This is a genomic window from Mycobacterium terramassiliense (assembly GCF_900157385.1).
GTDB lineage: Bacteria > Actinomycetota > Actinomycetes > Mycobacteriales > Mycobacteriaceae > Mycobacterium > Mycobacterium terramassiliense.
This window is the reverse complement of record NZ_LT717700.1, coordinates 919979-946450: the sequence shown is the minus strand read 5'-3', so window position 1 is coordinate 946450 and position 26472 is coordinate 919979. Positions and strand designations below refer to the sequence as shown.

The following is a 26472-nucleotide window of genomic DNA, read 5'->3' as shown; positions in this document are numbered from 1 at the left end:
CGTTGTTCTACGAGCCCGGCGCCAGCTGGTGGTGGGTGGCGCTGGGCCCGGCGTCGGCGGTGGCCATGGTCCTGATCGAGATCTGGAGCGGGGCCCCGGTGTCGCTCGTCGTCCCGGCCATCTTCCTGGTCCTGGTGTCGGCGTTCGTCGCGTTGCAGGTGAAGGCGGCGCGGATCCACGTCTCGGTCGAGCTCACCGAAGACGCCCTGCGCCAGGGCACCGAAACCATCCTAGTGCGCGAAATCCTCAAGGTGTATCCCGAGCCTCAGCACCACCAGGCGTCCGGCAAGGAGCTGGCGAAATGGCAGTCGTCGCGGGCGCTCGGAGAACTGGCCGGCGTGCCCCGCCACCGGATAGGCATCGGTCTGAAGCTCACCGGCGACCGCACCGCCCAGGCCTGGGCACGTCGCCATCGTCACCTTCGGGCGGCGCTGACCCCGCTGGTCCAGGAGCGGGTGGAGCCCGCCGGCTCCGACGTCGCCGACGAGGATTTCGACGGCGGGCCGTTTTCGTGATGGCACGGTACCGGGCGTTGGTGGAGCTGGCCCTGGCGTGTGCCGCGCTGGTGGGCGGGGGCGTCAGCTGGGTGCACGCGCGCCACACGGTCAGTGTCGCGCCGATCGCCGACGGGCAGCCCGTCACCACGTCGCTGGTGTACAACCCTCAGCTGCTGTTGCTGACGTTGGTGCTGGTGACGGCCGCCGGAGTGCTCGCGGTGGTCGGGATCGCCCGGCTGTTACGGGCCCGGGGCACCGGGAAAGTTACGCCGTCTTCTTGATCAGCGGCAACACGAGCTGACGGCGGCTCACGATGGCTTCGGCCAGGTTGCGGAGCGCCTCGCGCACCGAGCGCGCGACCGGAAGCTCGCCGTCGCCCCCCAGCAGCGCCAGCACCGCGGGGCCGGCGACCAAGGTCCACTCCACGCCGGCGGCGCGGCAATCCTCGTCGAGCCGCCGCACGAGCGAGACGCCCGCCGCAGCAAAGTGGTTCACGTCGCTCAGGTCGAGCACCACCGGGTTGCTCCCCAGGGTGAAACGCCAGAGGTATTCGCTGACCCGCTCGACATTGGCGGCGTTGATGTCGCCCCGGATGGTCACCACGGTCGCCAGATGACGGCAGTGGGCGCGGATCTGAGCACCATCGCATTCGAAGGTGCCGTAGCCGCGCCGAGTCGCGACGGTGGTGACTGTCATGAGCTCCCCATTCCCTTCGAACCTGTTACCTAAAGGTGCCCGCCAAAAGTAAGGAGACCGACAGCCGCCTCTAACTCTTTGCTAAGAAGCGAATTTCGGGGGGTTTGGCGCCGGTTCAAGCAACGTCGCGGCCGGTTACCCCGGTGGCGCGCCACGGCCCATCACGTCGTCGCGCGCCTTTCGCTGCTAGGCTTCGTGGGCTGCCGGTTGCCAGTCGGGGGGCTCGTGATCGCCCGGTCAGCCGGACCAATCGGATACGAAACGTGAGTCCAGACGGAAAGAGCATCGTGCGCGGCGCAGAGATCCGGGGAGAGATCAAGGCCCTGACGGGACTCCGCATCGTCGCCGCGGTGTGGGTGGTGCTGTTTCACTTCCGGCCGATGCTGAGCGACGTTTCTCCGGACTTGCGCGACGCCCTCGCACCGGTGCTCAACTGCGGGGCCCAGGGCGTCGACCTCTTTTTCATCCTCAGCGGATTCGTGCTGACATGGAACTACCTTGACCGGATGGGCCGCTCGTGGTCGACGCGCGCCACCCTGCACTTCCTGTGGCTGCGGCTGGCCAGGGTGTGGCCGGTGTACCTGGTCACCCTGCACCTGGCCGCGCTGTGGGTGATCTTCACCCTGCACGTCGGCCACGTGCCGTCGCCCGACGCCGGTCAGCTCACCGCGATCAGCTACGTGCGCCAGATCCTGTTGGTGCAGCTGTGGTTCGTGCCGTTCTTCGACGACTCGAGCTGGGACGGTCCGGCCTGGTCGATCAGCGCCGAATGGCTCGCCTACCTGCTGTTCGGCGTCCTGGTGCTGGTGATCCTGCGGATGAAGCAGGCGACCAGGGCGCGCAGCCTGATGTTGCTGGCGTTCGCGGCGTCGTTGCCGCCCGTGGTGATGCTGCTGACCAGTGGCCACTTCTACACGCCGTGGAGCTGGCTGCCGCGAATCGTCACGCAGTTCACCGCCGGCGCCCTGGCCTGCGCCGCCGTGCGCAGGCTGCGGTTGACCGATCGCGGCCGCCGCGTCGCGGGGTACACCTCCCTGCTGCTGTTGGCCGCCATGGTGGGTGTCCTGTACTGGTTTCACGCGCACCCGATATCCGGAATCGTGGAGAACGACAGCGGCGGGGTGGTCGACGCGCTGTTCGTTCCGCTCGTGATAACCCTGGCCATCGGCGTGGGCAGCCTGCCACGGGTGCTGTCCACGCGGGCAATGGTTTACGGCGGGCAAATCTCGTTCTGCCTGTACATGGTTCATGAGCTGGTGCACACGTCGTGGGGATGGGCCGTGACCCAGTTCGAGCTCACGCCATGGGAGCAGGACAACCCGTGGAAATGGAACATCATCGGGCTGCTCGCGATCGCCGTCGGTCTTTCGGCCCTGATGTACCACTTCGTCGAGGAGCCCGCCCGCCGCTGGATGCGCCGCATGGTCAACATCCGACCCGCCGACCAGAAGACCGCGGACGGGGAGCCGGCGGGCACCAAGCTGCACCCGATCGACGGTGGGCTGGAAGCGGTTTCGGCCCGCGCGGTGTGACGTTCGCCTCGCCGAGCGGCTGGTGCGGGGCCCGGGATCCGTCGAATACCATGGCCGGAGCGGCTAGCCGCGATGTGACGCCAGTTCGCGCCGTTTTCCCCGTACGATTCCGTTGACTTGGATGCGGCGCGTAGCGATGCAGTTTCCGGGGGAGGCACTTGTGAGCCGTCTGACCACGCTCATCGTCGGCCTCGCCGTGGCGCTGGGCCCGGTCTGTGGCGTCTTGGGGGCTCCGCCGCACCCGGTGCGGGCGCGGCCCTATGAACCGCTGACCGTGGATTCGCGCCTCAACCACGTCGCCGTCGTCGGCGACTCGTACACCACCGGCACCGACGAGGGCGGCCTCGGACCGAACTCGTGGACCGCGCTGGCCTGGCATGCGCTCGCCCAGCGGGGCGTGCGGATCGCCGCCGACGTGGCGGCCGAGGGAAGGGCGGGCTACGGTGTGCCCGGCGACCACGGCAGCATCTTCGAGGATCTGACCGCCAGGGCCGTCAGGCCCGGCGACGCGCTGGTGGTGTTCTTCGGCTCACGCAACGACCAGGGCGTGGATCCCGCGCTGGTCGGCGAAAAGGCCCGCGACGCCTTCAACTTGGCGCGCAGGTTCGCGCCGTCCGCGAGGTTTTTGGTGATCGGCCCGCCGTGGCCGACCGCCGACGTGCCCGAGTCGATCCTGCGGATCCGCGACGTGCTCAACGCGGCCGCCCGGGAGGCCGGGGCGGCGTTCGTCGATCCGCTCGGCGACCGCTGGTTCGTCGACAGGCCCGATCTGATCGGCCCGGACGGCGTGCACCCCAACGACGCGGGGCATCAGTATCTGGCGGACAAGATCGCGCCGTTGATCGGCATGCAGTTGTCTCGGTGACAAACCGAAGCCTCAGGCGCGCAAGGGCTTTAGGCTAGTCTTCCGCGTGGCGCTCGTAATCCCATTGCTCCAGGCGCGTTTGCAACTGCATCAGGCCAACGCCCGCGACGGGCGCGATGGCCGCAATGCAGATCAGCAGCAGCGGAGTCATCTCACAACCTCCAAACACCTTTCACTGATATGACGTTCGTCTCCGGCGAGAAGTTCATTGCGCGTCACCCACCCGCCAGCGCGCGGTCCGTCAGCGCACCCATGACGGGTGCCAGCAGTTGCGCGTACTCGGTCGTCACGTGGTTGTCGTCGCGAAAAACCAGGGTGTTGCCGACGATGACCGGGCAGCGGTCGGGGGTGCAGAACAGGTCGGTCAGGTCGGCGTACTGCCCACCGCCGCCGGCGGTCGCCGCCCGCTCGGCGCCGATACCACCGCCGTCGAGCGCCGCCGACCGCGTCGGCGCGCACGCGGTGGCGTCGTCGAGATGCGCCGACAAGCAGGCGGGCACCGATCCGTGTGGGTCCGGCGCCGGCCCCAGGACCAGGACGGCGGCGCCGCTGCTCCGCAGCGCCGCCACGGTGCGGCCCAGCGTGTCGATCCACGCGGGGTCGTAGGAGGCGAAACCGAAATCCGCGCCGTAGCGCCGGCTCATGTCGAGCACCACCAGCCGCGGGCGCTCGGCCTTCAGCCGGTCCACGATCTGGGCGCGCCACTGTTCGCACTCCGTGTACTCGCGGCCCAGATACGGGCTGCGGATGGGAAGTTCCTGCAGCGGGCAGGTCACCTTGGCCAGCGTCTCCAGCCGCCAACGCCGCTCCTCGGCGACCCGCCGGAACGCCGGTTTCCCACATGGCGGCGTGCGAGTCGCCGACCAGGGCCACCGTCGTCGGCGAGGCGGCATCGCCCGTCGCGCACTCGCTTTGACCGACATCGCGCCACGAGCGCACGCAGCCGTTGACGAACACGGGCGCCTTGTCGGCCGGCGCCTGGGCGAGCGGCGGGTCCAGGTTGGACGGGACGGCGCGCAGGCCGGCCGACGCCGCGACCGCCTCGCGCACCTGCGCGAAGGCCGCGCGGACCGTCGCCTCCTGGGCGCTGAGGGCGGGAACGTTCGCCGGTGGCAGCGCGACGATGTTGGCCTTCGGGGCCGCCACCCCGTGGCCGACGGGCGACGGGGTCAGCGCCAGCAGCAGCACGCACGCGCAGGCCGCGGCCGCGCTGGCGGCGGCGGCCGCCGCCAGGCTGGCCCTCACCGATCGGCGCAGCGCCGCCGCGAACCGGCCGGGGTTTTCCACCAGGTGCAGTGTGATCACCGCGAGCCCGCCGGACACGGCGGTGGCGCTGAGCCTGGCCGGCAGCCCCGCCGGCTCCCCCAGGAGCTGCGGCATGAGCAGCAGGACCGGCCAGTGCCACAGGTACCACGAGTACGACACGCGCCCGATCGCCCGCATCGCCGGCCGGCACAGCACGCGGCCGACGCCCAGGCCGCCGGTCACCCCGCCCGCGCCGATCACCAGCGCGGTGCCCAGCACCGGCAGCAGTGCCGCGGTGCCGGGGTAGGGGGTGGCGGGACCCAGCTGGGTGCAGGTGAGAACGATCAAACCCAGGCCACCCCATCCGACGATCGCCGCGGGCAGCAGGGGCAGCCTGCGCCAGTGCCGAATCGACAGGGCCACCAGGCCACCGGCCGCCAGTTCCCACGCCCGGGTGGGCAGCGAGAAGAACGCCCAGGCGGGCGACGTGCGGGTCCACACCATGTCCGCGGCCAGCGACGCGGCCGCCACCACCGCCAGGACCGCCGCATACGGTCCGGCCCCCGCCGTGGCCCCGGGGCGCACCCGCCCGAGCGCCCACGCCGTACCGATGATGAGCAGCGGCCACACCAGGTAGAACTGCTCCTCCACGCCCAGCGACCAGTAGTGCTGGAACGGCGAGGGGGCGTCGGCCGCCAGGTAGTCGGTGCCCTGCGTGGCGAACCGGTAATTGCCCACATACAGGGCGCTGGCGATGCCGTCCACGAAGACGCTGCGCGCCTGCAGCGGGGGCAGCACGACGGCCGCGACGGCGGCGGTGACGACGCCGACCGTGGTCGCGGCCGGCAGCAGGCGCCGGGCCCGTGCGCCGTAGAAGCGGCCCAGGCGGACGGTGTTGGTGGCGGTGGCCTCGCGCCACAGCAGCCCGGTGATGAGGAAGCCGGAGATGACGAAGAAGACGTCCACACCGATGAAGCCGCCGGCGAAGCCCGGTAGGCCGGCGTGGTACAGCACGACCGCGATGACCGCGATCGCGCGCAGGCCCTCGATGTCCGGGCGAAATCCCTTCCGGGAAGTTCGCCGCTCCACTCGACGTGGGCCGCTGGCGAGTTCCTCCTGCCGGACTGTCATCTGCGTGGTTAGGTCGCCATCCAGGCCAGCTCGCCCGGCAGTTGCGTTCGCCAGTAGCCGATGTCGTGTCCGCCCAGGGAGAAGCTGCCCGCCGGCGGAGTCTTCAGTTGGCTGACGAATTGCCTTGTGGCGAAATAGAAGCGGTCGAAGGTGCCGCAGTCCACGCGTAGCGGGATCGCGTTGAGCGCCGGCAGGCCCACCACGCTGTTCTGCACCCAGTCGTCGTAGCTGTCGAACGCCCCGGCCTCGCTGGCCGTGAAGGAGGTGTACAGCGCCGGGCTGATCGCGCAGATCCCGGCCGTGCGCGACGGGCCCAGCTTGGCGCCCAGGTGCAGCGCCCCGTAGCCGCCCATCGACCACCCCAAAAAGCCCACCCGGGTGGTGTCGAAACCCATCGACGACAGCAGGGGCAACAGCTCGTCGAGCACCATCGCGCCGGGGTCCTCGCCGGAGGCCCTGCGGTGCCAGTAGCTGTTGCTGCCGCCGTCGACGCCCACCACCGCGAACGGCGGCTTGCCCTCCTTGACCAGTTGGGCCAGCGCCTTTTCCACACCGCAGTCGAGCATCATGTTCGCGTCGCCGTCCTTGCCGTGCAGCGCGATGACCGGGCGCAGCGACCCGGCCTCGGCCTTCTGCCCCGGCGGCAGGGCGATCACCCAGTTGGTCTTGACACCGCCGCGGGCCGCGGAGACGAAGGAGCCGGTCAACCTGTTCGGCAGGGTGCTGCCGGCCGCCGACGGCTCGAACGGCGCGGGGGCCGCGTGCGAGGCGATCGGGTCCAGCAGGGCGCCTAAGGCGAACACGCCAGCGGCTCCCAGGCTGGCACCGGCACCCATCCGGAGCACCGCCCGGCGTGTCAGGTCAGGCATGATCGCAATGATGCCGTGCGAAGCGCGCGTCACCTGCCGAGCCACGCCGTATTGGAAGCATTGTGTGATCTGGCGTGATCTGTCGGTCACATGGAGGTGACTTTCGCGCCGACGGCCGGGATGCAATCTCGAAGGTTTCAACCCTCGCGCGCTCCGCCGATCTCCCGGACGATGCAGCTTTGGTCGATGAGGGGCCCACAAGGGAGGGTGCATGAGTCTGGCGTTTCATTGGTTTTTGCCGACATACGGGGATTCGCGGAACCTCGTCGCGGGCGGGCACGGCACGGCGATGCACGGCGACCGGCCCGCGAGTCTGCGCTACCTGCACCAGATTTGCGCGGCCGCCGAGGACAACGGCTTCGAGGCCGTGCTCACACCGACCGGATTGTGGTGTGAGGACGCGTGGTTGACGACGGCGACGCTGATCGAGGGCACCGAGACGCTGAAGTTCCTCGTCGCGTTCCGGCCCGGGTTGCTCAGCCCCACCCTGGCCGCGCAGATGGCCGGAACGTTCCAGCGGCACTCGGGCGGGCGGCTGCTGCTCAACGTCGTCACCGGCGGGGAGCCGCACGAGCAACGGGCCTACGGGGATTTCCTGGACAAGGAGTCGCGGTACGCCCGCACCGCCGAGTTCCTGCATGTGGTGCGCCAGCTGTGGACGTCGCGGGAGCCGGTGACCTTCGCCGGAGACCACATCCGCATCGAGGGCGCGCAGCTGAACAACCCGCCCGACCCGACGCCCGCGGTGTTCTTCGGCGGTTCGTCGGCGGCCGCCGGGCCGGTGGCGGCCAACTACTCCGACGTCTACCTCACCTGGGGCGAGCCGCCGGCCGACGTCGCCAAGAAACTCGACTGGGTCCGCGGGCTGGCCGTCGATGCGGGGCGGATCCTGCAGTACGGCTTGCGGATTCACGTGATCAGCCGCGACACCTCCGAACAGGCGTGGGCCGAGGCCGACCGGTTGCTCGCGGCCGTCGCCCCCGCCGATGTGGAGCGGGTGCAGGCCAGCCTGGCGCGCAGCGAATCGGAGGGCCAGCGCCGCATGCTGAAGCTGCACGGCGGCGACAGCGCCCGGCTCGTGGTCGGCCCCAACCTGTGGGCCGGGGTCGGCCTGGTGCGCGGCGGCGCGGGGACCGCGCTGGTCGGTTCGCACGCCGAGGTGGCCGAGCGGCTGGTCGAGTACTCGCGGCTGGGCATCAGCCACTTCATCCTGTCGGGCTACCCGCACCTGGAGGAGGCCTACTGGTTCGGTGAGGGCGTGCTGCCGCTGCTCGAGCGAAAAGGCCTGTGGCAGCATCCCAACCGCCAGGCCCAACCGGCACCGGCGACGCCGTTCGCGATCGCGTCCGCGCATTAGCCGTCCGCGACAGCGACTCGTATCTTTGGGCCGACTTTCGGGTGGACGATCGCGTTCCTCGTTAGGCTGAGTCAATGACTGACGCCAACGTTGCCGGTTTCGAGCCGTTGTACGGCGAGGCGGAACACACCGACGGGCGGATTCCCTGGGACATCGGCGGCCCGCAGCCGGCTGTCCAGCAGTTGGTGGCCTACGGCGGGATCCGGGGCCAGGTGCTCGACCCGGGCACCGGCCCCGGCTATCACGCGATTCACTATGCGGCGCAAGGGTATTCGGCCACCGGGATCGACGATTCCCCCTCCGCCATCGAGCTGGCGAAACGGAACGCCGAACGGGCCGGAGTGCAGGTCGACTTCCGGGTGGCCGATGCCACCAGGCTGGAAGGGTTCGAGGGCCGCTTCGACACGGTGGTGGACAGCGCGTTCTATCACGTTTTCTTGAACGACGGGGCCACCCAGATGCGGTATGCGCAGGCACTGCACCGCGCGACCACACCCGGGGCGCGGCTGTACATGTTCGAGTTCAGCCCGCACAACGTCAACGGCCTGCAGTGGACGGCCGTGCCGGCCGAGAACTTCCAGCAGGTGCTCGGTGACAGCGGATGGCGCATCGACTACCTGGGCGTCACCACCTATCAGGCCCGCCTGCTCCCGGAGACCTTCGAAGCCATGAAGAAGATGGCGTCCGAGCAACAGGGTGAGATCCTGCACCGCATGCGGCCACTGGTGCACCGGATGAGCGTGATCGACCCGCTGCTGGACGACCATCGCGTGCACCTTCCGGTGTGGTCCGTGGTGGCCACCCGCCTGGACTGACTGCGTCGCCACGGCGCCGGGAGGGCTCACCAGTGACCGGCACCACCCAACTGCGCCAAGGACTGTCGCAGCGGCAGCTCAGCATGATCGCCCTCGGCGGGGTGATCGGCGCCGGCCTGTTCGTCGGCTCCGGCGTCGTGATCAAGGACACCGGGCCCGCCGCGTTCCTGACGTACGCGCTGTGCGGCCTGCTGATCGTCCTGGTGATGCGGATGCTCGGTGAGATGGCGGCCGCCAACCCGTCGACGGGGTCGTTCGCCGATTACGCGGCGCGGGCTCTCGGCGGCTGGGCGGGGTTTTCGGTGGCCTGGCTGTATTGGTACTTCTGGGTGATCGTGGTCGGGTTCGAGGCCGTCGCCGGGGGCAAGGTCCTGGGTTACTGGTTCCATGCGCCGCTGTGGCTGCTCTCGCTGTGCCTGATGGTGCTGATGACCGCGACGAACCTGTTCTCGGTGTCGTCGTTCGGCGAATTCGAATTCTGGTTCGCCGGAATCAAAGTCGCCACGATCGCCGTCTTTCTCGCCGTCGGTTCACTCTTCGCGCTGGGCCTGTGGCCGGGCCGTCACGCGGATTTCTCCAACCTGACCTCACACGGCGGCTTCTTCCCCAAGGGCGTCGGCGCGGTCTTCGCGGCCATCGTCGTGGTGATCTTCTCCATGGTCGGCGCGGAGATCGTCACCGTCGCCGCCGCCGAAAGCCGTGATCCCGAACTTGCCGTCCAGCGCGCGACGAGGTCGGTCGTCGCGCGCATCGGGATCTTCTTCGTGGGTTCGGTGTTTCTGCTCGTGGTGATCCAGCCGTGGAATTCGGTCGAACCGGGCGCCTCGCCGTACGTCGCCGCGCTCAAGCACATGGGGCTGCGCGGGGCGGATCAGGTGATGAATGCCGTGGTGCTCACCGCGGTGCTGTCCTGCCTGAACTCGGGGCTGTACACGGCGTCGCGGATGCTCTTCGTGCTCGCCGACCGGCACGAGGCCCCGGCCCGGCTGGTCACGCTCAGCCGGCGCGGGGTACCCCACCTGGCCATCCTGTGCTCGTCGGCGGTCGGGTTCGGTTGCGTCGTCATGGCGTGGCTGGCGCCCGGCTCGGTGTTTCTCTTCCTGCTCAACTCGTCGGGCGCCGTCATCTTGTTCGTGTACTGGTTGATCGCGCTCTCGCAGATCATCCTGCGCAGGCGCACACCCGAGGAAACGCTGCGGGTCAAGATGTGGTTCTTCCCGGTGCTGTCGATCCTCACCCTCGCCGGAATCTCCGCCGTGCTCGTGCAGATGGCGTTCGACCGCTCCGCGCGCAGCCAGTTGTGGCTCAGCCTGCTGTCGTGGGCGGTGGTGATCGGGCTTTACTTCATCGCCCGGGCTCGAGGCCGCGTCAGTCGGTCTTGCTGAGCAACACGGCCTGCTCGAAGGGCAGCCTCGCGAAGATTGGCCGCCATCGGCGTGCGACGTGGGCCGCCGCGTCGGCCTTGCTGACCACCCGCGGGTCGGCGACGCCGAAGGTCTTGCCGTAGCGGCGCATCCGCCCGCCCCCGGCCGCGGTGAGGTTCTTCAGCCAGTCGCGGTCCGGGCCGTAGGTCAGCAGGATCGCCACCCCGGGTTTGCCGTCGACCTCGGCGCTGAACACGGTTACCGGTGTGCGGTACGGCTTTCCGGAGCGCCGTCCCACGTGTTCGAGGATGCAGAACGTCGGTGCCCAGCCCGCCCACAGCCGCTGGACGGGATTGGTGACGTGCCGATTGAACCGTGCGAGCCCCTGCGGAAGTTCCATGCCTTCCATCCAACTCGCCCACCCGGCCCGACATCAAGGCGTAGGGCGCGTTGCGGGCATCACCCTGCGCGCCAGCCGCGCCGCCCGGGACGGGGGCGGACGCCACGGCTGCCGGTCCTGCGCCGGCCATGCGTAGCAAGGGGTTTGGTCGTCCAGGAGCGCTCGCAGACCCGGTATCGCGAGGTCGCGAGCGGACCAGTCGTAGAGCAGTTCGAGTCGCGGCGAGATGACCCCCACATCGAGCAGGTGCGCCATTCCGTGTTCGGCCCGTAGGTACGGCGTGAGGTCGTCTCCGAGCGGATAGCGGTCGGGGAGGACCCGGGAGAGCGATAGGAATATGCCGGTCATGCCCAGGCGCGGGTCGCCGAGCGGCCGACCGGCGAAGCTCAGCCAGCCGAGCGCGAGCCGGGGCGCTGCGACCAGTGCGTGGGCGTAGAGAACGCGCATCAGCACCAGGTTGATGAAGAAGCGTTCGACGCGGGACTCGCCGGACGCGAGGTGGTGGTGGTCGAGGTAGGCGCTGACGACGCTGATGTTGTGCGCGCGATACCACCGCGGGGCGGACGGCTGCCGGATGAACTCGAGCGACGCGGCGACCCCGCGAGCGCTGGGGGCGCCGGCATGGCCGAAGGCCAGGGCGCGGGCTTCCCACCCGTCCCGAAGCAGGCGCTCGTTCACCGCGCGCCACCAGGGGCTGCCCGGGGCCGGCCCGTCGACCGGGTTGAGCAGCCCGCGTCGCAGCTGCCATCGCATGAAGGCCGCAGCCGCCTGCCGATACGGCAGATGGCCGCGGTCGGCGTCGGCGGGGACTTCGTAGAGCTTTCGCATCAGCGCCAGCCGGCCGGGTGGGTCGTCGCGGACCGCGGCGACCCTCGCCGAGGCGGCGTCGACGGCCGTCGGACGTGTCACCCGCGCAAGCGTAGTGTCACTTCATGTCCGTTTCACCGGGTGAGGAGGCCGCCCAGCGGGCGCAGGAGCTGTTGCGCCGGGGCGCGGAACTCACCGCCCGGCAGGCCGTTACGGAGCAAGACGTCAAGCGGGCCGCCGAGCACGCCGTCCGCGCCCGCGAACGGGACCAGGCCGCACATCAACGCGCGGTGTACCGGCACTACGCGGCCGGCGCCGCCCACGAACGGGCCGCCGAAATTCACGAGCTCGCGGTCGCGGAGGGCCGCGGGGACGTCGCCGCCCACCGCCGCGCGGCCGAAAGGGAGCGCGATGCGGCGCGGCGTGACCTGCGGGCCGCCCAGCAAGCCGACCAGCAGGACGCCTGACACCCACATCTGCTACACCCTGTAGTTGAACGATTCGCGGAGGCTGGGACACTGGTCGGCATGGGTAGCAGTGACCAGGCGACCGCGCCCGCCCCGGCCGCGACCGGGGTCACCGCGGCGTCGGCGAAGTTGTTCGAGGACGCCTGCGCGGTGATTCCGGGCGGGGTGAACTCCCCGGTGCGCGCGTTCACGGCGGTGGGGGGCACGCCGCGGTTCATCACCGAGGCGCGCGGGTGCTGGCTCACCGACGCCGACGGCAACCGCTACGTCGACCTGGTCTGCTCCTGGGGGCCGATGATCCTGGGCCACGCCCACCCGGCCGTCGTCGACGCCGTCGCCACGGCCGCCGCGTCCGGTCTGTCGTTCGGGGCGCCGACGCCGGCGGAGAGCGAGCTCGCCGCCGAGATCATCGCGCGGGTGGGCCCGGTCGATCGGATCCGGCTGGTGAACTCCGGCACCGAGGCCACCATGAGCGCCGTCCGGCTGGCCCGCGGGTTCACCGGCCGGGCCAAGATCGTCAAGTTCTCCGGCTGCTACCACGGCCACGTCGACGCGTTGCTCGCCGATGCGGGCTCCGGCGTGGCGACCCTGGGCCTGCCGTCCTCGCCGGGCGTCACCGGTGCGGCCGCCGCGGACACGATCGTGTTGCCCTACAACGACATCGAGGCCGTGCGCCAGACGTTCGCGAACTTCGGCGACCAGATCGCCGCGGTGATCACCGAAGCCAGCCCCGGCAACATGGGCGTCGTCCCGCCCGCGCCGGGCTACAACGCCGCGCTGCGCGCGATCACCGCCGAGCACGGTGCGCTGCTGATCGTCGACGAGGTGATGACGGGCTTCCGCGTCAGCCGGAGTGGTTGGTACGGGATCGATCCCGTCGCCGCCGACCTGTTCACCTTCGGCAAGGTGATGAGCGGTGGGCTGCCGGCCGCCGCGTTCGGCGGGCGGGCCGAGGTGATGGAGCGGCTGGCGCCGCTGGGGCCGGTGTATCAGGCCGGCACGCTGTCGGGCAACCCGGTGGCGATGGCCGCCGGGCTGGCCACGCTGCGCGCCGCCGACGATGCGGCCTACGCGGCGCTGGACGCCAACGCCGACCGCCTGGCCGGGCTGCTGTCCGAGGCGTTGACGAAAGCCGGTGTGCCACACCGGATCCCACGCGGCGGCAACATGCTCAGCGTGTTCTTCGCCGAAACGCCGGTGACCGACTTCGCCTCGGCGCGCGCGAGCCAGACGTGGCGCTACCCGCCGTTCTTTCACGCCCTGCTGGACGCGGGCGTGTACCCGCCGTGCAGCGCCTTCGAGGCGTGGTTCGTCTCGACCGCCCTGGACGACACCGCGTTCGACCGGATCGCCGGGGCGCTGCCCGATGCGGCCCGCCGCGCCGCCGCCGCCCGGGAAGACAAGCCCTGATGGCCGAGGAAACCAGGGTCCACGTGGTGCGCCACGGCGAGGTGCACAACCCCAGCGGCGTCCTGTACGGGCGGTTGCCCGGATTTCGCCTGTCCGACAAGGGCAGGGCCCAGGCGGACGCGGTCGCCGAGGCGCTCGCGGGCCGCGACATCGTCGCCGTCGTCGCCTCCCCGCTGCAGCGCGCCCAGGAGACGGCCGCGCCCATCGCCGCCAAGCACGACCTGGCCGTCGACACCGACCCCGACCTGATCGAATCGGCCAACTTCTTCGAGGGCCGCCGCGTCGGCCCCGGCGACGGCGCGTGGCGCGACCCGCGGTTCTGGTGGCAGCTGCGCAACCCGTTCACCCCCACGTGGGGCGAGCCCTACGCCGACATCGCGAGCCGGATGACGACCGCCGTCGACAAGGCCCGCGCCCGCGCCGCCGGCCAGGAGGCGGTGTGCGTCAGCCACCAACTGCCGGTGTGGACGCTGCGGCTGCACCTGAGCGGCAAGCGGCTCTGGCACGACCCGCGGCGGCGCGAATGCGGGTTGTGCTCGATCACCACCTTGATCTATGACGGCGACCGGCTGGTCGACATCGAGTACTTCCAACCCGCGCCATGACGATGTGGCGGCTGGCGGTGGCCGGGGTCGTGGTGACGACCCTCCTTGCCGGCTGCTCCGGCCGCGACGCCGTGGCCCAGGGCGGCACCTTCGAGTTCGTCTCGCCCGGCGGCAAAACCGACATCTATTACGACCCGCCCGCCAGCCGCGGGCGCCCGGGGCCGCTGTCGGGTCCCGACCTGGCCGATCCGGCGCACACGCGATCGCTCGACGACTTCGCCGGGCAGGTCGTCGTCATCAACGTCTGGGGGCAGTGGTGCGGGCCCTGCCGCGCCGAGGTCAGCCAGCTGCAGCAGGTGTATGACGCCACCCGGGCGAGCGGGGTGTCGTTTTTGGGCATCGACGTCCGGGACAACAATCGCCAGGCCGCGCTCGACTTCGTCGACGATCACCACGTGAGCTACCCGTCCCTCTACGACCCGGCGATGCGCACCCTGATCGCGTTCGGCGGCAAGTACCCCACCACCGTGATCCCGTCCACGCTGGTGCTGGACCGTCAGCACCGGGTCGCTGCGGTGTTCCTGCGCGAGCTGCTCGCCGCCGACCTGCGGCCCGTCGTCGAGCGGGTGGCGCGAGAGTGAGCGGCTTCACCGAGGTCGCCGCCGCGGGGCCGCTGCTGTTGGCGCTGGGGGCGTGCCTGCTGGCGGGGCTGGTGTCGTTCGCCTCGCCGTGCGTGGTGCCGCTGGTGCCGGGTTACCTGTCCTATCTGGCCGCGGTCGTCGGGGTGGACGAAGAGCCGCCGCCCGGTGCGCACCACGCCTTTTGGCGCCCCGCGAGTTCCGCCCGGTGGCGGGTCGCCGGGTCGGCGGCGCTCTTCGTCGCCGGGTTCACCACGGTGTTCGTGCTCGGCACCGTCGCCGTCCTCGGCATGACCACCACCCTGATCACCAACCAGTTGGCGCTGCAACGGGCCGGAGGCGTGCTGACCATCGTGATGGGGCTGGTGTTCGTGGGCCTGATCCCGGCCCTGCAGCGCCAGGCCCGGTTCAGCCCGCGGCAGCTGACGACGGTCGCGGGGGCGCCCGTGCTCGGCGCGGTGTTCGCGCTCGGCTGGACGCCGTGCCTGGGGCCGACGCTGACCGGGGTGATCACCGTGGCCTCGGCCACCGACGGCGCGAACGTCGCGCGCGGCGTCGCGCTGGTGATCGCCTACTGCCTGGGGCTGGGCATCCCGTTCGTGCTGCTGGCGTTCGGCTCGGCGGGGGCGGTGGGGGCGCTGGGCTGGCTGCGGCGGCACACCCGGGCCATCCAGATCTTCGGCGGCGCGCTGCTGATCGCCGTCGGCGCCCTGCTGGTGACCGGGGTGTGGAACGACTTCATCTCCTGGCTGCGCGACGCGTTCGTGTCCGACGTGAGGCTCCCGATTTGAGCGCACCCGTAGAGCTGCTCGCGGCACTGGGCGCGCGGGCCCGCAACACCTGGCGGGCGCTGACCTCGATGGGTACCGCGCTGGTGCTGCTGTTCCTGCTCGCGCTGGGCGCGATCCCCGGCGCGCTGCTGCCGCAGCGCAGCCTCAACGCCGGCAAGGTCGACGAGTACCTGGCCACCCATCGCGTGATCGGACCCTGGCTGAACCGGGTGCAGGCCTTCGACGTGTTCTCCAGCTTCTGGTTCACCGCCATCTACGTGCTGCTGTTCGTCTCGCTGGTCGGCTGCCTGACCCCGCGCATGATCGAGCACGCCCGCAGCCTGCGCGCCACCCCGGTGCCGGCCCCGCGCAACCTGGCCCGGCTGCCCAAGCACGCCGGCGCCCAGGTCGCCGGCGACCCCGCGGACCTCAACGCCCTGGCCAACACGATCGTCGGACGATTGCGCGGCTGGCGCACGGCCATCCGGCATGACGGCGAGGTCGTCGAGGTCTCGGCGGAAAAGGGCTACCTGCGCGAGTTCGGCAACATCGTCTTCCACTTCTCGTTGCTGGGCCTGCTGGTCGCCGTGGCCGTCGGCAAGCTCTTCGGCTACGAGGGCAACGTCATCGTCATCGCCGACGGCGGCCCCGGCTTCTGCTCGGCCTCGCCGGCGGCGTTCGACTCCTTCCGCGCCGGCAACACCGTCGACGGCACGTCGCTGCACCCGATCTGCATCCGGGTCAACGACTTTCAGGCGCACTACCTGCCGTCGGGACAGGCCACCTCGTTCGCCGCCGACATCGACTACCAGAGCGGCCGCGACCTGGCGGCCAACAGCTGGCGGCACTACCTGCTGGAGGTCAACCACCCGCTGCGGGTGGGCGGCGACCGGGTGTACCTGCAGGGCCACGGCTACGCGCCCACCTTCACCGTGACCTTCCCCGACGGCCGGACGCGCACGTCGACCGTGCAATGGCGGCCCGACAACCCGCAGACCCTGCTCAGCTCCGGTGTGGCGCGCATCGACCCGCCCGCCGGCAGCTATCCGAACGCGGCCGAACGCCGCCAGCACGAGATCGCGATCCAGGGCCTGCTGGCGCCCACCGAGCAACTCGACGGGACGCTGCTGTCGTCGCGCTTCCCGGCGCTGAACGCCCCCGCGGTGGCCGTCGACATCTACCGCGGCGACACCGGCCTGGACACCGGGCGGCCCCAGTCGTTGTTCTCGCTGGATCCCCGGCTGATCGAACAGGGCCGGCTGACCAAGGAGAAGCGGGTCAACCTGCGCGCCGGCCAGGAGATCCGGCTCGACCAGGGCCCGGCCGCCGGCACGGTCGTGCGCTTCGACGGGGCCGTGCCGTTCGTCAACCTGCAGGTCTCCCACGACCCGGGCCAGACCTGGGTGCTGGTCTTCGCCGCCACGATGATGGCGGGGCTGCTGGTGTCGCTGCTGCTGCGCCGCCGCCGGGTGTGGGTCAGGCTCACTCCGGGGGCCGGTACGGTGAACGTCGAACTGGGCGGGCTGGCGCGCACCGACAACTCCGGGTGGGGCGACGAGTTCGAGCGGTTGACCGGGCAGGTGCTGGGCGGGCTGGGCGAGCCCGACACCGCCGCGTCCAGAAGGAGCTCTCAGGTGGACGTCACATGAACACCCTGCACGTCAACATCGCGCTGGCGCGTTACTCCGACTGGGCGTTCACCTCGGCGGTGGTGGCGCTGGTGGTCGCCATGATGCTGCTGGCTTTCGAGCTGGCCTACGCCGGCAGCCGCCGCGTGGACCGGCGCGTGCTGGCCGGCTCGGTGGCCGCCGACAGCGCCGTGCCCGGCATCGTGGAGGACACCGAGGCGCGCCCGTTCGACGAGCGCGTCGGGCGGGCCGGGCTGGCGGTGGTCTACCTCGGCATCGGTCTACTGCTGGTCTGCATCGTGCTGCGCGGCCTGGCGACCCTGCGGGTGCCGTGGGGCAACATGTACGAGTTCATCAACCTGACCTGCTGCTGCGGCCTGATCGCCGGCGCGATCGTGTTGCGCCGCCCGCAGTACCGCCCGCTGTGGGTGTTCCTGCTGGTGCCGGTGCTGATCCTGCTCACGGTTTCCGGACGCTGGCTCTACACCAACGCCGCGCCGGTGATGCCCGCGTTGCAGTCCTACTGGCTGCCCATCCACGTGTCGGTGGTCAGCCTGGGTTCCGGCGTGTTCATGGTCGCCGGCATCTCCAGCATCCTGTTCCTGCTGCGCACGTCGCGGCTCGGCGACCCGCAGGCCGATGGCGCGCTGGCGCGGATGGTGCAGCGCCTGCCCGACGCCCAGACCCTGGACCGCGTCGCCTACCGCACCACGATCTTCGCGTTCCCGGTCTTCGGTTTCGGGGTCATCTTCGGCGCCATCTGGGCCGAGGAAGCCTGGGGCAGGTACTGGGGCTGGGATCCCAAGGAGACGGTCTCCTTCATCGCGTGGGTGTTGTACGCCGCCTATCTGCATGCCAGGTCGACGGCGGGATGGCGGGACCGCAAGGCGGCGTGGATCAACGTCGTGGGGTTCGTCGCCATGGTCTTCAACTTGTTCTTCGTTAACCTGGTGACCGTGGGCCTGCATTCGTATGCGGGCGTGGGGTGACAGTGAGCCACCGACCTCAGTAATCGCAACAAGGGGGAGTGCAGGGTGTCCGACCATCCAACGACGGGCGTGGGGGCGCCCGAGCCGCAGACCACGGAGTTGCCCCCGGCGCAGCAATCCAGTGAACCGCCGGCGGACTCGGGCGAAGCGCCGACCCGCGCCTTCGCCGGGTTCCGCACCGAGCGGCGGGTCCCCCCGGCCGAGAGGCGGGAGACGGCGCCGTCCACCGCGGCGGGGCCCGCGCCCGCCCGCGGCGGGATGCCGCCCTGGGATTCCACACCGGTCACGGGCATCCCGCGCGTCGACCCGACCGCCTACGGCGCGTACTACAACGGGCCATCTCAGGCGCCAGCCTCTGAAGTCCCGGAGGCCCAGGCGCCCCCGTACCGGCCCGAGCACCTGCCGCACACGCCCTACCCGGAGCTGTCGACCGGCATGCTGTTGCGGCCGGTCAAGCCGCCGCCCTCGGAGGGCTGGCGCCGGTTGGTCTACGACCTGTCCGGTCACCTGATCAACCTGGGCGAGAGCCCGCGCGCCCAGCGGCACAACAACCTGGTGGCGCAGGTCAATCGGCCGCTGCGGGGTTGCTACCGGGTGGCGCTGCTGTCGCTGAAGGGCGGCGTCGGCAAGACCACGATCACCGCGACGCTGGGGTCGACGTTCGCCTCCATCCGCGGCGACCGGGTGGTGGCCGTCGACGCCAACCCCGACCGCGGCACCCTGAGCCAGAAGATCCCGCTGGAGACGGCGGCGACGGTACGTCAGCTGCTGCACGACGCCGGGACCATCGAGCGCTACAGCGACGTGCGCCGCTACACCTCGAAGGGCCCGAGCGGGCTGGAGGTGCTGGCGTCGGAAACCGACCCGGCCGTCTCCGAGGCCTTCAGCGCCGACGACTACGCGCGCGTGCTGGACATTTTGGAGCGGTTCTACGGCCTGGTGCTCACCGACTGCGGCCCCGGGCTGCTGCACTCGGTGATGTCGTCGGTGCTGGACAAGGCCGACGTGTTGCTCGTGGTCGCCTCGGGGTCCATCGACGGCGCGCGCAGCGCCTCGGCGACCCTGGACTGGCTGGACGCCCACGGCCATCAGGACCTCGTCCGCAACTCGATCGCGGTCATCAACGCCGTGCGGCCACGCACCGGCAAGGTCGACATGAACAAGGTGATCGATCACTTCTCGCGCCGCTGCCGCGCCGTGCGGCTGATCCCCTTCGACCCGCACCTGGAAGAGGGCGCCGAGATCGAGCTGGAACGGTTGCGGCGGGGCACCCGCGAGGCGCTCGCCGAGCTGGCGGCCGTCGTCGCCGATGGGTTTCCCGGAGATCAGCGCAACCCGGGAGTCGCATAGCGGGGGGTTCTAGAGGGGTTTGTCCCCGTGACCTAGCCGCCGCAAAAAGTCCGGATCGTCGTCGGGTCCGATGACGCGCGTCTTGGGGCGGTGGGCCTGTGACCGCGCGGCGCGCCAGCCAACGTAGATCAGCGTCCCCAGGATCAGGACGAGCAGCAGGTAGAGCACTCAACACCTCCTTTGAGCGAATATACCCGCGCCGTAGGCTCGAGCTGTGTCAGAAGGGCCTAGCGACAACAGCACTGGGGAGCCGACACGCGGGCATCCGCGGACCAGCACAGTCGTCGACGTCTTCCTCTACGCGGCGGCGCGGCTGCTGCTCGTCGCCGCGCTGAGCGGCGTCATCTACGGGGTCGCGCGGTGGCTGGGGGTCACCCAGTTCCCCGTCGTGGTGGCGGTGCTGTTCGCTCTGATCATCGCGATGCCCCTGGGCATCTGGCTGTTCGCCCCGCTGCGCCGGCGCGCCACCGCTGGGCTGGCGATCAGCGGCGAACGCCGGCGCCGGGAACGCGAACAGCTGCATGCCCGGCTGCGGGGGGAAACCGCACCGGACCACGAGCCCGACGCCCCCGAGGCCTAGCTCGCCGCGCGGCGCCGCTTCTCGTGTGCGTTCGGGGCGTTGAGGGTGCGCCGAGGGCGGAAAAATCGCCCGGATCCGACCGCCAGTGCACACCCGAAACCCCGAACGCACACTCGAAGCCGCCTGACCAAAGGGTCAATGCGCCAGCGCCAGCGCGGCCGCCACCGCGGCGGCCCACACCACCATCGCCAGCCCGGTGTCCCGCAGCACCGGAATCAGGTCACGCCCGCCGCGGCCGGAGCGCACCGGCGCGAGCGCGCGCAGCGCCAGCGGCGTGGCCACCAGCCCCACGGCGCACCACGGGGTCGCCGCCACGAGCACCAGGGTCAGCAGCCCGGCGGTGGCCAGCAGCCCCTGGTAGAGGACGCGGGTGCGCCCGTCGCCCAGCCGCACCGCCAGGGTCATCTTCCGCGACTGCGCGTCGGTGGGGATGTCGCGCAGGTTGTTGGCCACCAGCACCGACGCCGACAGCGCCCCGATCGACACCGCCAGCACCAGCCCGACCCAGTCCACCCGCAGCGCCTGCGTGTATTCGGTGCCCAGCACGGCGACCAGTCCAAAGAACACGAACACCGCGATCTCGCCAAACCCCGCGTAGCCGTAGGGTTTTGATCCGCCGGTGTACAGCCACGCCCCGGCGATGCAGGCCGCGCCGACCGCGATCAGCCAGGGCGCGCTCAGCAGCGCCAGGGCCAGCCCCGCCGCCGCGCCGACCGCCAGGCTGGTGACGGCCGCGGCCAGCACCGAGCGCGGGGTCGCCAGCCGCGAGCCCACCAGCCGCACCGGCCCGGCCCGGTCGTCGTCGGTGCCGCGGATCCCGTCGGAGTAGTCGTTGGCGTAGTTGACGCCGACGATCAGCGCCAGCGCGACGGCCAGCGCCAGCAGCGCCTTCCACCACACCGCGGATCCCAGCCACGCCGCGGCGCCCGTGCCCGCCACCACGGGCGCCACCGCGTTGGGCAGCGTCCGGGGCCGGGCACCGGCGACCCACTGCGCGAAACTGGCCACCAGGGCATCCTGCCCTATGCACCACAATGAGCGGATGCTCGGAGTCATCGGCGGCAGCGGCTTCTACACGTTCTTCGAATCGTCCGTCCGCACCATCGACGTCGACACGCCCTACGGCCCGCCCAGCGCCCCGGTCACGGTGGGTGCCATCGGCGACCACGAGGTCGCCTTCCTGCCCCGGCACGGCGCGACCCACCAGTTCTCGGCGCACACCGTGCCGTACCGGGCGAACATGTGGGCGCTGCGCAGGCTCGGCGCCCGGCGGGTCTTCGGCCCGTGCGCGGTCGGCAGCCTGGACCCCGGCAACGGCCCGGGCGCGGTGGTGGTGCCCGACCAGCTGGTGGATCGCACCAGCGGCCGGGCCGACACCTACTTCGACTCGGGTGCCGTCCACGTCGACTTCGCCGACCCGTACTGCCCGACCCTGCGGGCCGCGGCCACCGGCCTGCCCGACGTGGTCGACGGCGGCACCATGGTGGTGATCCAGGGGCCGCGCTTTTCCACCCGGGCCGAAAGCCGGTGGTTCGCCTCGGCCGGGTTCAGCCTGGTCAACATGACCGGCTACCCGGAGGCGGTGCTGGCGCGCGAACTCGAAATATGCTACGCGGCAATCGCTTTGGTCACCGACCTGGACGCCGGGATCGCGGCCGGCGAGGGGGTGAAGGCCGTCGACGTGTTCGCCCAGTTCGAAAGAAACATGGGGATTTTCAAGGAGCTGGTGCGCGCGGCGATCCACCGCGTCGCCGTCGAGCACACCTGCACCCACTGCCAGCCGCACACCGGCGTCACCCTGCCGGTGGAATTGCCGTAAGGGGTGCCATGAGGGTTCTGTTGACCGGCGCGGCCGGCTTCATCGGGTCGCGGGTGGACGCGGCGCTGCGGGCGGCCGGTCACGACGTGGTTGCCGTCGACGTCCTGCTGCCGGCCGCGCACGGCCCGAATGCGGTGCTGCCGCAGGGATGCCGGCGGGTGGATGTCCGCGACGGCGACGCGCTGGCCCCGCTGTTGGACGGCGTGGACCTCGTCTGTCACCAGGCGGCGATGGTGGGCGCCGGCGTCGACGCCGCCGACGCGCCGGCCTACGGCGGCCACAACGACTTCGCGACCACGGTGTTGCTGGCGCGGATGTTCGCCGCGGGGGTGCGCCGTTTGGTGCTGGCGTCGTCGATGGTGGTCTACGGCCCGGGCCAGTACGCCTGCCCGAAGCACGGCCTCGTCGACCCGCCGCCGCGGCGGCGCGCCGACCTCGACGCCGGGATCTTCGAAAACCGCTGTCCGGTTTGCGGACTCGACGCGACGTGGCGGTTGGTCAGCGAGGATGCCGCACTGCGCCCGCGCAGCCTGTACGCGGCCAGCAAGACCGCGCAGGAGCATTACGCCCTGGCGTGGGCGGAGGCGACGGGCGGCTCTGTGGTGGCGCTGCGCTACCACAACGTCTACGGCCCCGGGATGCCGCGCGACACACCGTATTCCGGCGTGGCCGCGATCTTTCGCTCGTCACTGGAAAAGGGCGAGCCGCCAAGGGTTTTCGAGGACGGCGGTCAGATGCGCGATTTCGTGCACGTCGACGACGTGGCCGCCGCCAACCTCGCCGCAATGTCGTCGGTGTCCGCGGACGCCGGCGGCTTCTCGGCGTTCAATGTCTGCTCGGGGCGGCCGATCTCGATCCTGGAGGTCGCCACCGCGCTGTGCGACGCCCGGGACGGTTCGGTGTCCCCCGTGATCAGCGGGCAATACCGCAGCGGGGACGTGCGCCACATCGTCGCCGATCCCGCCCGCGCCGCCGAGGTGCTGGGGTTCCGGGCGGCCGTCGACCCGTTGGCGGGATTGCGCGAGTTCGCTTACGCGCCTTTGCGATAGGCGATTGGCGATCGCGACGAAGCTCTACCGCGGATCCTGCGGGGGCCGGAAGATCCGCGGCTTCTGCACGGGGATCTGCCGCGTCGCGGAGTCGTCCCCACGGAAGATCCGCGGCGAACCGGCCAGCTGCGGCGCCGCCCCGCCGGTTGGAATGCGCGTGGTCGCCGCCGCCGACGGCGGGGCCGCATGCCCGACGGGGATGCGCGTGGTCGGCGCGGCCGGGCCCGGATGGGTGCCCGCCGGGCCGCCGCGCGTGTGGGTGGGACGGCGCCGCCGGCGTCGCACCCGCCGCGCACCGAGCTGCCCGGTGATGACCGCCGCGGCCAGGATGCACAGGGCCAGCACGCACAGCGCGACGTCGAAGGTGCTGGTGATCTGTTGGGCAAGGTTGTTGCCGTACACCGGGTTCGGCGCGGGCGCGTTGGGCGACTCCTCGAAGCGCGGCGCCAGCGCGACGCCCACGACGACGCGCGTGATGCTCAGGGTGGCGACCAGCCCGCACAGCGACGAGATCAGCCGGGCGGACACCGCGTCATTGCCGAGGTTGATCCGCAGCCACACCGCCAGCAGGGCGGTGGTCAGGTCGAACGCGGCCAGCACCATGCTGTCGTAGCGCGAGAAGGGGTAGTTCAGGGCCACGCCGACGGCGAGGTCGGTGATCCGCATGGCCATCGACCCCAGGCACCATACGATGATGAGCAGCAAGCCATTTCGGGCCGCCGCGCGCCACGCGTTCTCCTCCTTCGCCGAGGGATTCCGCCGGGCCAACAGGGCGGGCGGCGCGAAAATCGCCGCGGCGGCCGCCCACGCCAGGTAGCCCTCAAACCCGACCCCCGCCGTCGACGTGTTCTGCGCGATGCCGTGGAACGCGTCGATGTCCCGGCCCGCCGGCAGGATCCATACGAGGATCCCGGCGACCAGCGTCGACACCCCGAGCGCCACCGTGGCCAGCCGCGAGGCCCTCGTGCTGCGCAGCAGCCACCGCGACCCGACCACGACGGCGATCAACGCCACCACGCCGTACACCACCGCGGTCGCGATGACCGCGATGTTCTGCTTGCCGAAATCCGAACCGCCCGCGCTCTGCAGCGCGTAGCGCACCCGCCAGAACAGGTTGAAGGCGAAGCTCAGCGCCGCGCCCACCATCGACGCGTAGCCGATGATGCGGACGGACCTGCCGTTGTCGCCCCCGTCGTCCGCGGCCCGGACCACCGGTCGCGCGCTCAGCAGGGCCCCGGCGATGCCCACCCACGCCCCGGGCCCGACGCCGCCGGGGACGTTCACGGTGCCGCCGAAGCGGACCGTCTCGTACACGTCGAACGCGACGAACCCGAGGACCAGCAGCGCGTAGGGGGAGTTGAGCGCCAGCCGAAGCCGCCCGGCCAGCGCGGCGTTGAATTTCGCGCTCGACGACCTCCAGGAACCGGCCAGGGCGATCGAAAGGAGGGCCAGCAGGGTCGCGACGAACAGCACCGCCAGCAGGGGCTTGCTGCTGCCCGGGATTGCCATGCCGAAATACAAATTCCACGGCAATAGCAGCGCGGTGACGAGCAACGCGGCCGCGACCAGGTCGCCGGCGATGTTCCGCTGCCGCGTGGGCTCCCGAACGCCGCCGGGTTCGGGCGGGCGACGCCCCGGGGGCGGCTGGAGTTGCCCGCGGATGGGGCCGGTCGGGGCGTCGTCGCCGGTCTGACTCACGGTTCCCCCCGGGGGTCGAGGACGGTCACTTGCGGCGCAACGCGGTGTGCGGGGCGGGGGAACCCCCTGCCGCGACGACTTCGTTGCTTACTTGGAAACATAATCTCCGTTCGGACGACGCGGCAGTGCCGAGAACGTGTGCGGTTCCACGGTGACCCTTGCGGTTTGCCAACCCGGTTACGCTGCGCTCACAGGCGAACTTGTCGCCCGAATGACTGTTACTGCCGACGGTATCGCAGTGTAATGATGCCGGGACATGCTGGTTGTGGGGTAGCCAGCCGAAGGAGAGCCTGGATGGACGTCGTTTTGGGGGTCGCGGTCACGGGTCCCGTTGCCCGCCTGGCGCTTGTCGGGTCGGGCGCGCAAGGTTCCGACGTGCTCGACCAATCCGTCGTCGACCTGGCCGACCACCCGGTCGAGACGCTGACCCAGACCGTGGCCGGGACGAGTCGGCTGCTGGCCGACGAGAACCACCGCCTGGTCGCCACCCGGCTGTGCTGGCCCGACGTCGCCCAAGCCGACCAGCTGCGCCGGGCGCTGGAAGATTCAGGCGTCCCCAACGTCGCGGTGCTCTCGGAGTCGCAGGCGGTGACGGCGCTGATGCGCGCGGCCGGGCGCGCCGGCGGTGTGCTCGTGGTCGGCGACGAGACGGCGACGCTCTCGGTCGTGGACCCGCACGGCGACCCCGACGCGCCGCCGACCATGCTGGCGACGCAGCCCCTGGCCGGCGCGTCGGGCCCGGAAACCACCGCCGCCCTTGACACGATGATGGCCCGGCTCACCGACCAGCCCGGCGCCCCGACCGAGCTGTATCTCGTCGGCGCATCCTCGAACCTGGCCGGGGTCGCCGATCAGCTCCGCGACGCGTCGACGGTGCGGGTGGAGATCCCCGAGGATCCCACCTTCGCGCTCGCGCGCGGCGCGGCGCTGGCCGCCGTGCCGCTGGCGGGGGCGCCGGCCGGCGACGCCACCGCGATGGCCCCAGCGGCCGGGCTCACCGGGGACGAGACGGCCTTTGCGCCCGCCGCCGGGGCGGCCGCCGAGGAGCCGCAGCTGGCGTACTCGATGGCCGGCGAGGGCGAGCCGCTCGGGGTGGACGAGTTCGGGCCCGAATACGACGACGCCGAAGACTTCGGTGAAGACGAAGGCGCGACCGGCCGGGTGCCGTTGAGCAGGCGGTCCCTGGTGCTCGGCAATGCCGTGATCGCCTTCGCGGTCATCGGGTTCGCGTCGCTGGCCGCCGCCGTGGCCATCGCGGTTCGGCCGACGGCGAGCCAGCAGCCCGTGGTGGGCCACCAGAACGCCGCCCCCGGCAAGTTCATGCCGCTGCTGCCGACGCAGCAGCAGGCCCCGGTGCCGGCGCCGCCGCCCGATCAGCCCAATGCCGGCTTCCAGGGCGGCATCATCCCGGACTCCAACGGCTACATCCCGCCGCAGCTGGCGTCGCCCGGCGGCGGTGGCCCCGCCCCCGTCAATCCGGCGCCGGGCGTGCCCGGTTTCGTGCCGAATCCGAATCCGGCGGTGCCGATCCCGGTGCCGATCATCGTTCCCTACCCGGGCTGGCGCCCCCCGTACAACCCCTATCCGCCCTACACGCCGCCGATCACGACCACGACGCCGCTGACGACAACGCTGGGGCCGAGCACGACGACAACCCAGCCGACCACCACGACCCAGCCGACCACGACGACGCAGCCGACGACCACGACGCAGCCGACGACCACCACCCAGCCGACGACCACCCAGCCGACGACCACCCAGCCGCACGTGACGACGACGCAGCCGACGACCACTCAGGCGCCGCACACCACCACCCAGGCGCCGCCGGCGACGACGCAGGCGCCGCACACGCAAACGCAAACGGTTCCGACGCAGCCGCACACGCAACAGCCGGTGACCCCGCAGCAGCCGGTGAAACCGCTGCTGCCCCATGCGCAGCACTGATCGTGGC

26 protein-coding genes and 1 pseudogene are annotated in these 26472 nt (G+C 71.1%); 19 read left to right on the top strand and 8 right to left on the bottom strand.

Going from position 1 to position 26472, the window contains the following annotated elements; genetic code table 11:
- Nucleotides 1–2: 2 nt before the first annotated feature.
- Nucleotides 3–515, top strand: coding sequence for a DUF3093 family protein (locus MTAB308_RS12650; protein ID WP_077100162.1), 513 nt, complete (start codon nt 3–5; stop codon nt 513–515).
- Complete coding sequence (locus tag MTAB308_RS12645; RefSeq protein ID WP_077099724.1) at nt 512–778, top strand: hypothetical protein; 267 nt, start codon at nt 512–514, stop codon at nt 776–778. The genes MTAB308_RS12650 and MTAB308_RS12645 overlap by 4 nt, the downstream gene beginning before the upstream one ends.
- On the opposite strand, the gene MTAB308_RS12640 is transcribed toward MTAB308_RS12645, so the two are convergent.
- Nucleotides 762–1193 carry an STAS domain-containing protein gene (locus MTAB308_RS12640; RefSeq protein ID WP_077099723.1) on the bottom strand — a complete coding sequence of 144 codons (432 nt, stop codon included), beginning with the start codon at nt 1191–1193 and terminating at the stop codon, nt 762–764. The genes MTAB308_RS12645 and MTAB308_RS12640 overlap by 17 nt on opposite strands.
- 287 nt (nt 1194–1480) lie before the next feature.
- On the opposite strand from MTAB308_RS12640, the gene MTAB308_RS12635 reads away from it, so the two are divergent.
- The gene (locus tag MTAB308_RS12635) at nt 1481–2725 is read left to right on the top strand and encodes an acyltransferase family protein (RefSeq protein WP_077099722.1); all 1245 of its coding nucleotides are present in this window, start codon (nt 1481–1483) and stop codon (nt 2723–2725) included.
- Between the two features lie 160 nt (nt 2726–2885).
- Nucleotides 2886–3590, top strand: a complete 705-nt coding sequence (locus tag MTAB308_RS12630; RefSeq protein WP_077100161.1) for an Rv0518 family GDSL lipase — start codon at nt 2886–2888, stop codon at nt 3588–3590.
- A 215-nt stretch (nt 3591–3805) separates the two neighbouring features.
- On the opposite strand, the pseudogene MTAB308_RS12625 reads toward MTAB308_RS12630, so the two are convergent.
- Both MTAB308_RS12625 and MTAB308_RS12620 read right to left on the bottom strand, forming a co-directional pair.
- Nucleotides 3806–5924 (bottom strand): annotated as a pseudogene (locus tag MTAB308_RS12625) (acyltransferase family protein).
- 50 nt (nt 5925–5974) lie between these two features.
- Nucleotides 5975–6847, bottom strand: coding sequence for an alpha/beta hydrolase (locus MTAB308_RS12620; RefSeq protein WP_245831415.1), 873 nt, complete (start codon nt 6845–6847; stop codon nt 5975–5977).
- A 199-nt stretch (nt 6848–7046) separates the two neighbouring features.
- Between MTAB308_RS12620 and MTAB308_RS12615 the strand changes: the two genes are divergently transcribed.
- The 3 genes from MTAB308_RS12615 (at nt 7047) to MTAB308_RS12605 (ending at nt 10392) form a co-directional block, all read left to right on the top strand.
- Entirely contained in the window at nt 7047–8192 is a 1146-nt protein-coding gene (locus MTAB308_RS12615) for an LLM class flavin-dependent oxidoreductase (protein WP_077099720.1), read from the top strand.
- A 74-nt stretch (nt 8193–8266) separates the two neighbouring features.
- The gene (locus tag MTAB308_RS12610; RefSeq protein ID WP_083746514.1) at nt 8267–9007 is read left to right on the top strand and encodes a class I SAM-dependent methyltransferase; all 741 of its coding nucleotides are present in this window, start codon (nt 8267–8269) and stop codon (nt 9005–9007) included.
- A gap of 32 nt (nt 9008–9039) precedes the next feature.
- Nucleotides 9040–10392: an amino acid permease gene (locus tag MTAB308_RS12605; protein WP_077099719.1), complete on the top strand. Its 1353-nt coding sequence runs from the start codon at nt 9040–9042 to the stop codon at nt 10390–10392.
- Here MTAB308_RS12605 and MTAB308_RS12600 read toward each other — a convergent pair.
- Nucleotides 10376–10771 (bottom strand): nitroreductase family deazaflavin-dependent oxidoreductase, encoded by a 396-nt coding sequence (locus MTAB308_RS12600; RefSeq protein WP_077099718.1) that lies wholly within the window; start codon nt 10769–10771, stop codon nt 10376–10378. The two genes, MTAB308_RS12605 and MTAB308_RS12600, sit on opposite strands and share 17 nt — an antisense overlap.
- 33 nt (nt 10772–10804) lie before the next feature.
- The gene (locus MTAB308_RS12595; protein ID WP_077099717.1) at nt 10805–11680 is read right to left on the bottom strand and encodes a hypothetical protein; all 876 of its coding nucleotides are present in this window, start codon (nt 11678–11680) and stop codon (nt 10805–10807) included.
- A gap of 23 nt (nt 11681–11703) precedes the next feature.
- Here MTAB308_RS12595 and MTAB308_RS12590 point away from each other — a divergent pair, with 23 nt between their 5' ends.
- From MTAB308_RS12590 to MTAB308_RS12555, 8 genes are all read left to right on the top strand, one after another.
- Nucleotides 11704–12045 carry a hypothetical protein gene (locus MTAB308_RS12590; protein ID WP_077099716.1) on the top strand — a complete coding sequence of 114 codons (342 nt, stop codon included), beginning with the start codon at nt 11704–11706 and terminating at the stop codon, nt 12043–12045.
- Nucleotides 12046–12105: 60 nt separating this feature from the next.
- The gene (gene hemL, locus MTAB308_RS12585) at nt 12106–13455 is read left to right on the top strand and encodes a glutamate-1-semialdehyde 2,1-aminomutase (protein ID WP_077099715.1); all 1350 of its coding nucleotides are present in this window, start codon (nt 12106–12108) and stop codon (nt 13453–13455) included.
- Nucleotides 13455–14060: a histidine phosphatase family protein gene (locus MTAB308_RS12580; RefSeq protein ID WP_077099714.1), complete on the top strand. Its 606-nt coding sequence runs from the start codon at nt 13455–13457 to the stop codon at nt 14058–14060. Before hemL ends, MTAB308_RS12580 begins: the two co-directional genes overlap by 1 nt.
- A 2-nt stretch (nt 14061–14062) precedes the next feature.
- The gene (locus MTAB308_RS12575; protein ID WP_425436269.1) at nt 14063–14641 is read left to right on the top strand and encodes a TlpA disulfide reductase family protein; all 579 of its coding nucleotides are present in this window, start codon (nt 14063–14065) and stop codon (nt 14639–14641) included.
- Nucleotides 14638–15429, top strand: coding sequence for a cytochrome c biogenesis CcdA family protein (locus tag MTAB308_RS12570; RefSeq protein WP_077099712.1), 792 nt, complete (start codon nt 14638–14640; stop codon nt 15427–15429). Before MTAB308_RS12575 ends, MTAB308_RS12570 begins: the two co-directional genes overlap by 4 nt.
- Before the next feature lie 68 nt (nt 15430–15497).
- Nucleotides 15498–17057, top strand: coding sequence for a cytochrome c biogenesis protein ResB (locus tag MTAB308_RS12565; protein WP_077100159.1), 1560 nt, complete (start codon nt 15498–15500; stop codon nt 17055–17057).
- The gene (ccsB, locus tag MTAB308_RS12560) at nt 17054–18025 is read left to right on the top strand and encodes a c-type cytochrome biogenesis protein CcsB (protein WP_077099711.1); all 972 of its coding nucleotides are present in this window, start codon (nt 17054–17056) and stop codon (nt 18023–18025) included. The genes MTAB308_RS12565 and ccsB overlap by 4 nt, the downstream gene beginning before the upstream one ends.
- A gap of 45 nt (nt 18026–18070) precedes the next feature.
- The gene (locus tag MTAB308_RS12555; protein ID WP_077099710.1) at nt 18071–19375 is read left to right on the top strand and encodes a MinD/ParA family ATP-binding protein; all 1305 of its coding nucleotides are present in this window, start codon (nt 18071–18073) and stop codon (nt 19373–19375) included.
- Between the two features lie 9 nt (nt 19376–19384).
- Here MTAB308_RS12555 and MTAB308_RS12550 read toward each other — a convergent pair whose 3' ends face one another.
- Complete coding sequence (locus MTAB308_RS12550) at nt 19385–19543, bottom strand: hypothetical protein (protein WP_108637278.1); 159 nt, start codon at nt 19541–19543, stop codon at nt 19385–19387.
- A gap of 46 nt (nt 19544–19589) precedes the next feature.
- On the opposite strand from MTAB308_RS12550, the gene MTAB308_RS12545 reads away from it, so the two are divergent.
- Nucleotides 19590–19955: a DUF4229 domain-containing protein gene (locus tag MTAB308_RS12545; RefSeq protein ID WP_077099709.1), complete on the top strand. Its 366-nt coding sequence runs from the start codon at nt 19590–19592 to the stop codon at nt 19953–19955.
- Nucleotides 19956–20090: 135 nt separating this feature from the next.
- On the opposite strand, the gene MTAB308_RS12540 is transcribed toward MTAB308_RS12545, so the two are convergent.
- Nucleotides 20091–20963 (bottom strand): 1,4-dihydroxy-2-naphthoate polyprenyltransferase, encoded by an 873-nt coding sequence (locus tag MTAB308_RS12540; RefSeq protein ID WP_077099708.1) that lies wholly within the window; start codon nt 20961–20963, stop codon nt 20091–20093.
- Nucleotides 20964–20979: 16 nt separating this feature from the next.
- On the opposite strand from MTAB308_RS12540, the gene MTAB308_RS12535 reads away from it, so the two are divergent.
- Nucleotides 20980–21774: an S-methyl-5'-thioadenosine phosphorylase gene (locus MTAB308_RS12535; RefSeq protein ID WP_077099707.1), complete on the top strand. Its 795-nt coding sequence runs from the start codon at nt 20980–20982 to the stop codon at nt 21772–21774.
- Nucleotides 21775–21782: 8 nt separating this feature from the next.
- Nucleotides 21783–22823, top strand: a complete 1041-nt coding sequence (locus MTAB308_RS12530; protein WP_077099706.1) for an NAD-dependent epimerase/dehydratase family protein — start codon at nt 21783–21785, stop codon at nt 22821–22823.
- A gap of 24 nt (nt 22824–22847) precedes the next feature.
- Here the strand turns inward: MTAB308_RS12530 and MTAB308_RS12525 are convergent, their stop codons facing one another.
- Complete coding sequence (locus MTAB308_RS12525; RefSeq protein ID WP_245831413.1) at nt 22848–24485, bottom strand: DUF7937 domain-containing protein; 1638 nt, start codon at nt 24483–24485, stop codon at nt 22848–22850.
- A gap of 330 nt (nt 24486–24815) precedes the next feature.
- Between MTAB308_RS12525 and MTAB308_RS12520 the strand changes: the two genes are divergently transcribed.
- Nucleotides 24816–26465 carry a DUF7159 family protein gene (locus MTAB308_RS12520; protein WP_077099704.1) on the top strand — a complete coding sequence of 550 codons (1650 nt, stop codon included), beginning with the start codon at nt 24816–24818 and terminating at the stop codon, nt 26463–26465.
- The last annotated feature ends 7 nt before the right edge of the window (nt 26466–26472 follow it).

Bases quoted from the DNA above. Each gene is read 5' to 3' on its own strand.
- MTAB308_RS12640 (WP_077099723.1), bottom strand. From the start codon at position 1,193: ATGACAGTCACCACCGTCGCGACTCGGCGCGGCTACGGCACCTTCGAA.
- MTAB308_RS12615 (WP_077099720.1), top strand. From the start codon at position 7,047: ATGAGTCTGGCGTTTCATTGGTTTTTGCCGACATACGGGGATTCGCGG.
- MTAB308_RS12610 (WP_083746514.1), top strand. From the start codon at position 8,267: ATGACTGACGCCAACGTTGCCGGTTTCGAGCCGTTGTACGGCGAGGCG.
- MTAB308_RS12600 (WP_077099718.1), bottom strand. From the start codon at position 10,771: ATGGAACTTCCGCAGGGGCTCGCACGGTTCAATCGGCACGTCACCAAT.
- MTAB308_RS12590 (WP_077099716.1), top strand. From the start codon at position 11,704: ATGTCCGTTTCACCGGGTGAGGAGGCCGCCCAGCGGGCGCAGGAGCTG.
- hemL (WP_077099715.1), top strand. From the start codon at position 12,106: ATGGGTAGCAGTGACCAGGCGACCGCGCCCGCCCCGGCCGCGACCGGG.
- MTAB308_RS12580 (WP_077099714.1), top strand. From the start codon at position 13,455: ATGGCCGAGGAAACCAGGGTCCACGTGGTGCGCCACGGCGAGGTGCAC.
- MTAB308_RS12575 (WP_425436269.1), top strand. From the start codon at position 14,063: ATGTGGCGGCTGGCGGTGGCCGGGGTCGTGGTGACGACCCTCCTTGCC.
- MTAB308_RS12565 (WP_077100159.1), top strand. From the start codon at position 15,498: ATGGGTACCGCGCTGGTGCTGCTGTTCCTGCTCGCGCTGGGCGCGATC.
- ccsB (WP_077099711.1), top strand. From the start codon at position 17,054: ATGAACACCCTGCACGTCAACATCGCGCTGGCGCGTTACTCCGACTGG.
- MTAB308_RS12535 (WP_077099707.1), top strand. From the start codon at position 20,980: ATGCACCACAATGAGCGGATGCTCGGAGTCATCGGCGGCAGCGGCTTC.
- MTAB308_RS12530 (WP_077099706.1), top strand. From the start codon at position 21,783: ATGAGGGTTCTGTTGACCGGCGCGGCCGGCTTCATCGGGTCGCGGGTG.
- MTAB308_RS12520 (WP_077099704.1), top strand. From the start codon at position 24,816: ATGGACGTCGTTTTGGGGGTCGCGGTCACGGGTCCCGTTGCCCGCCTG.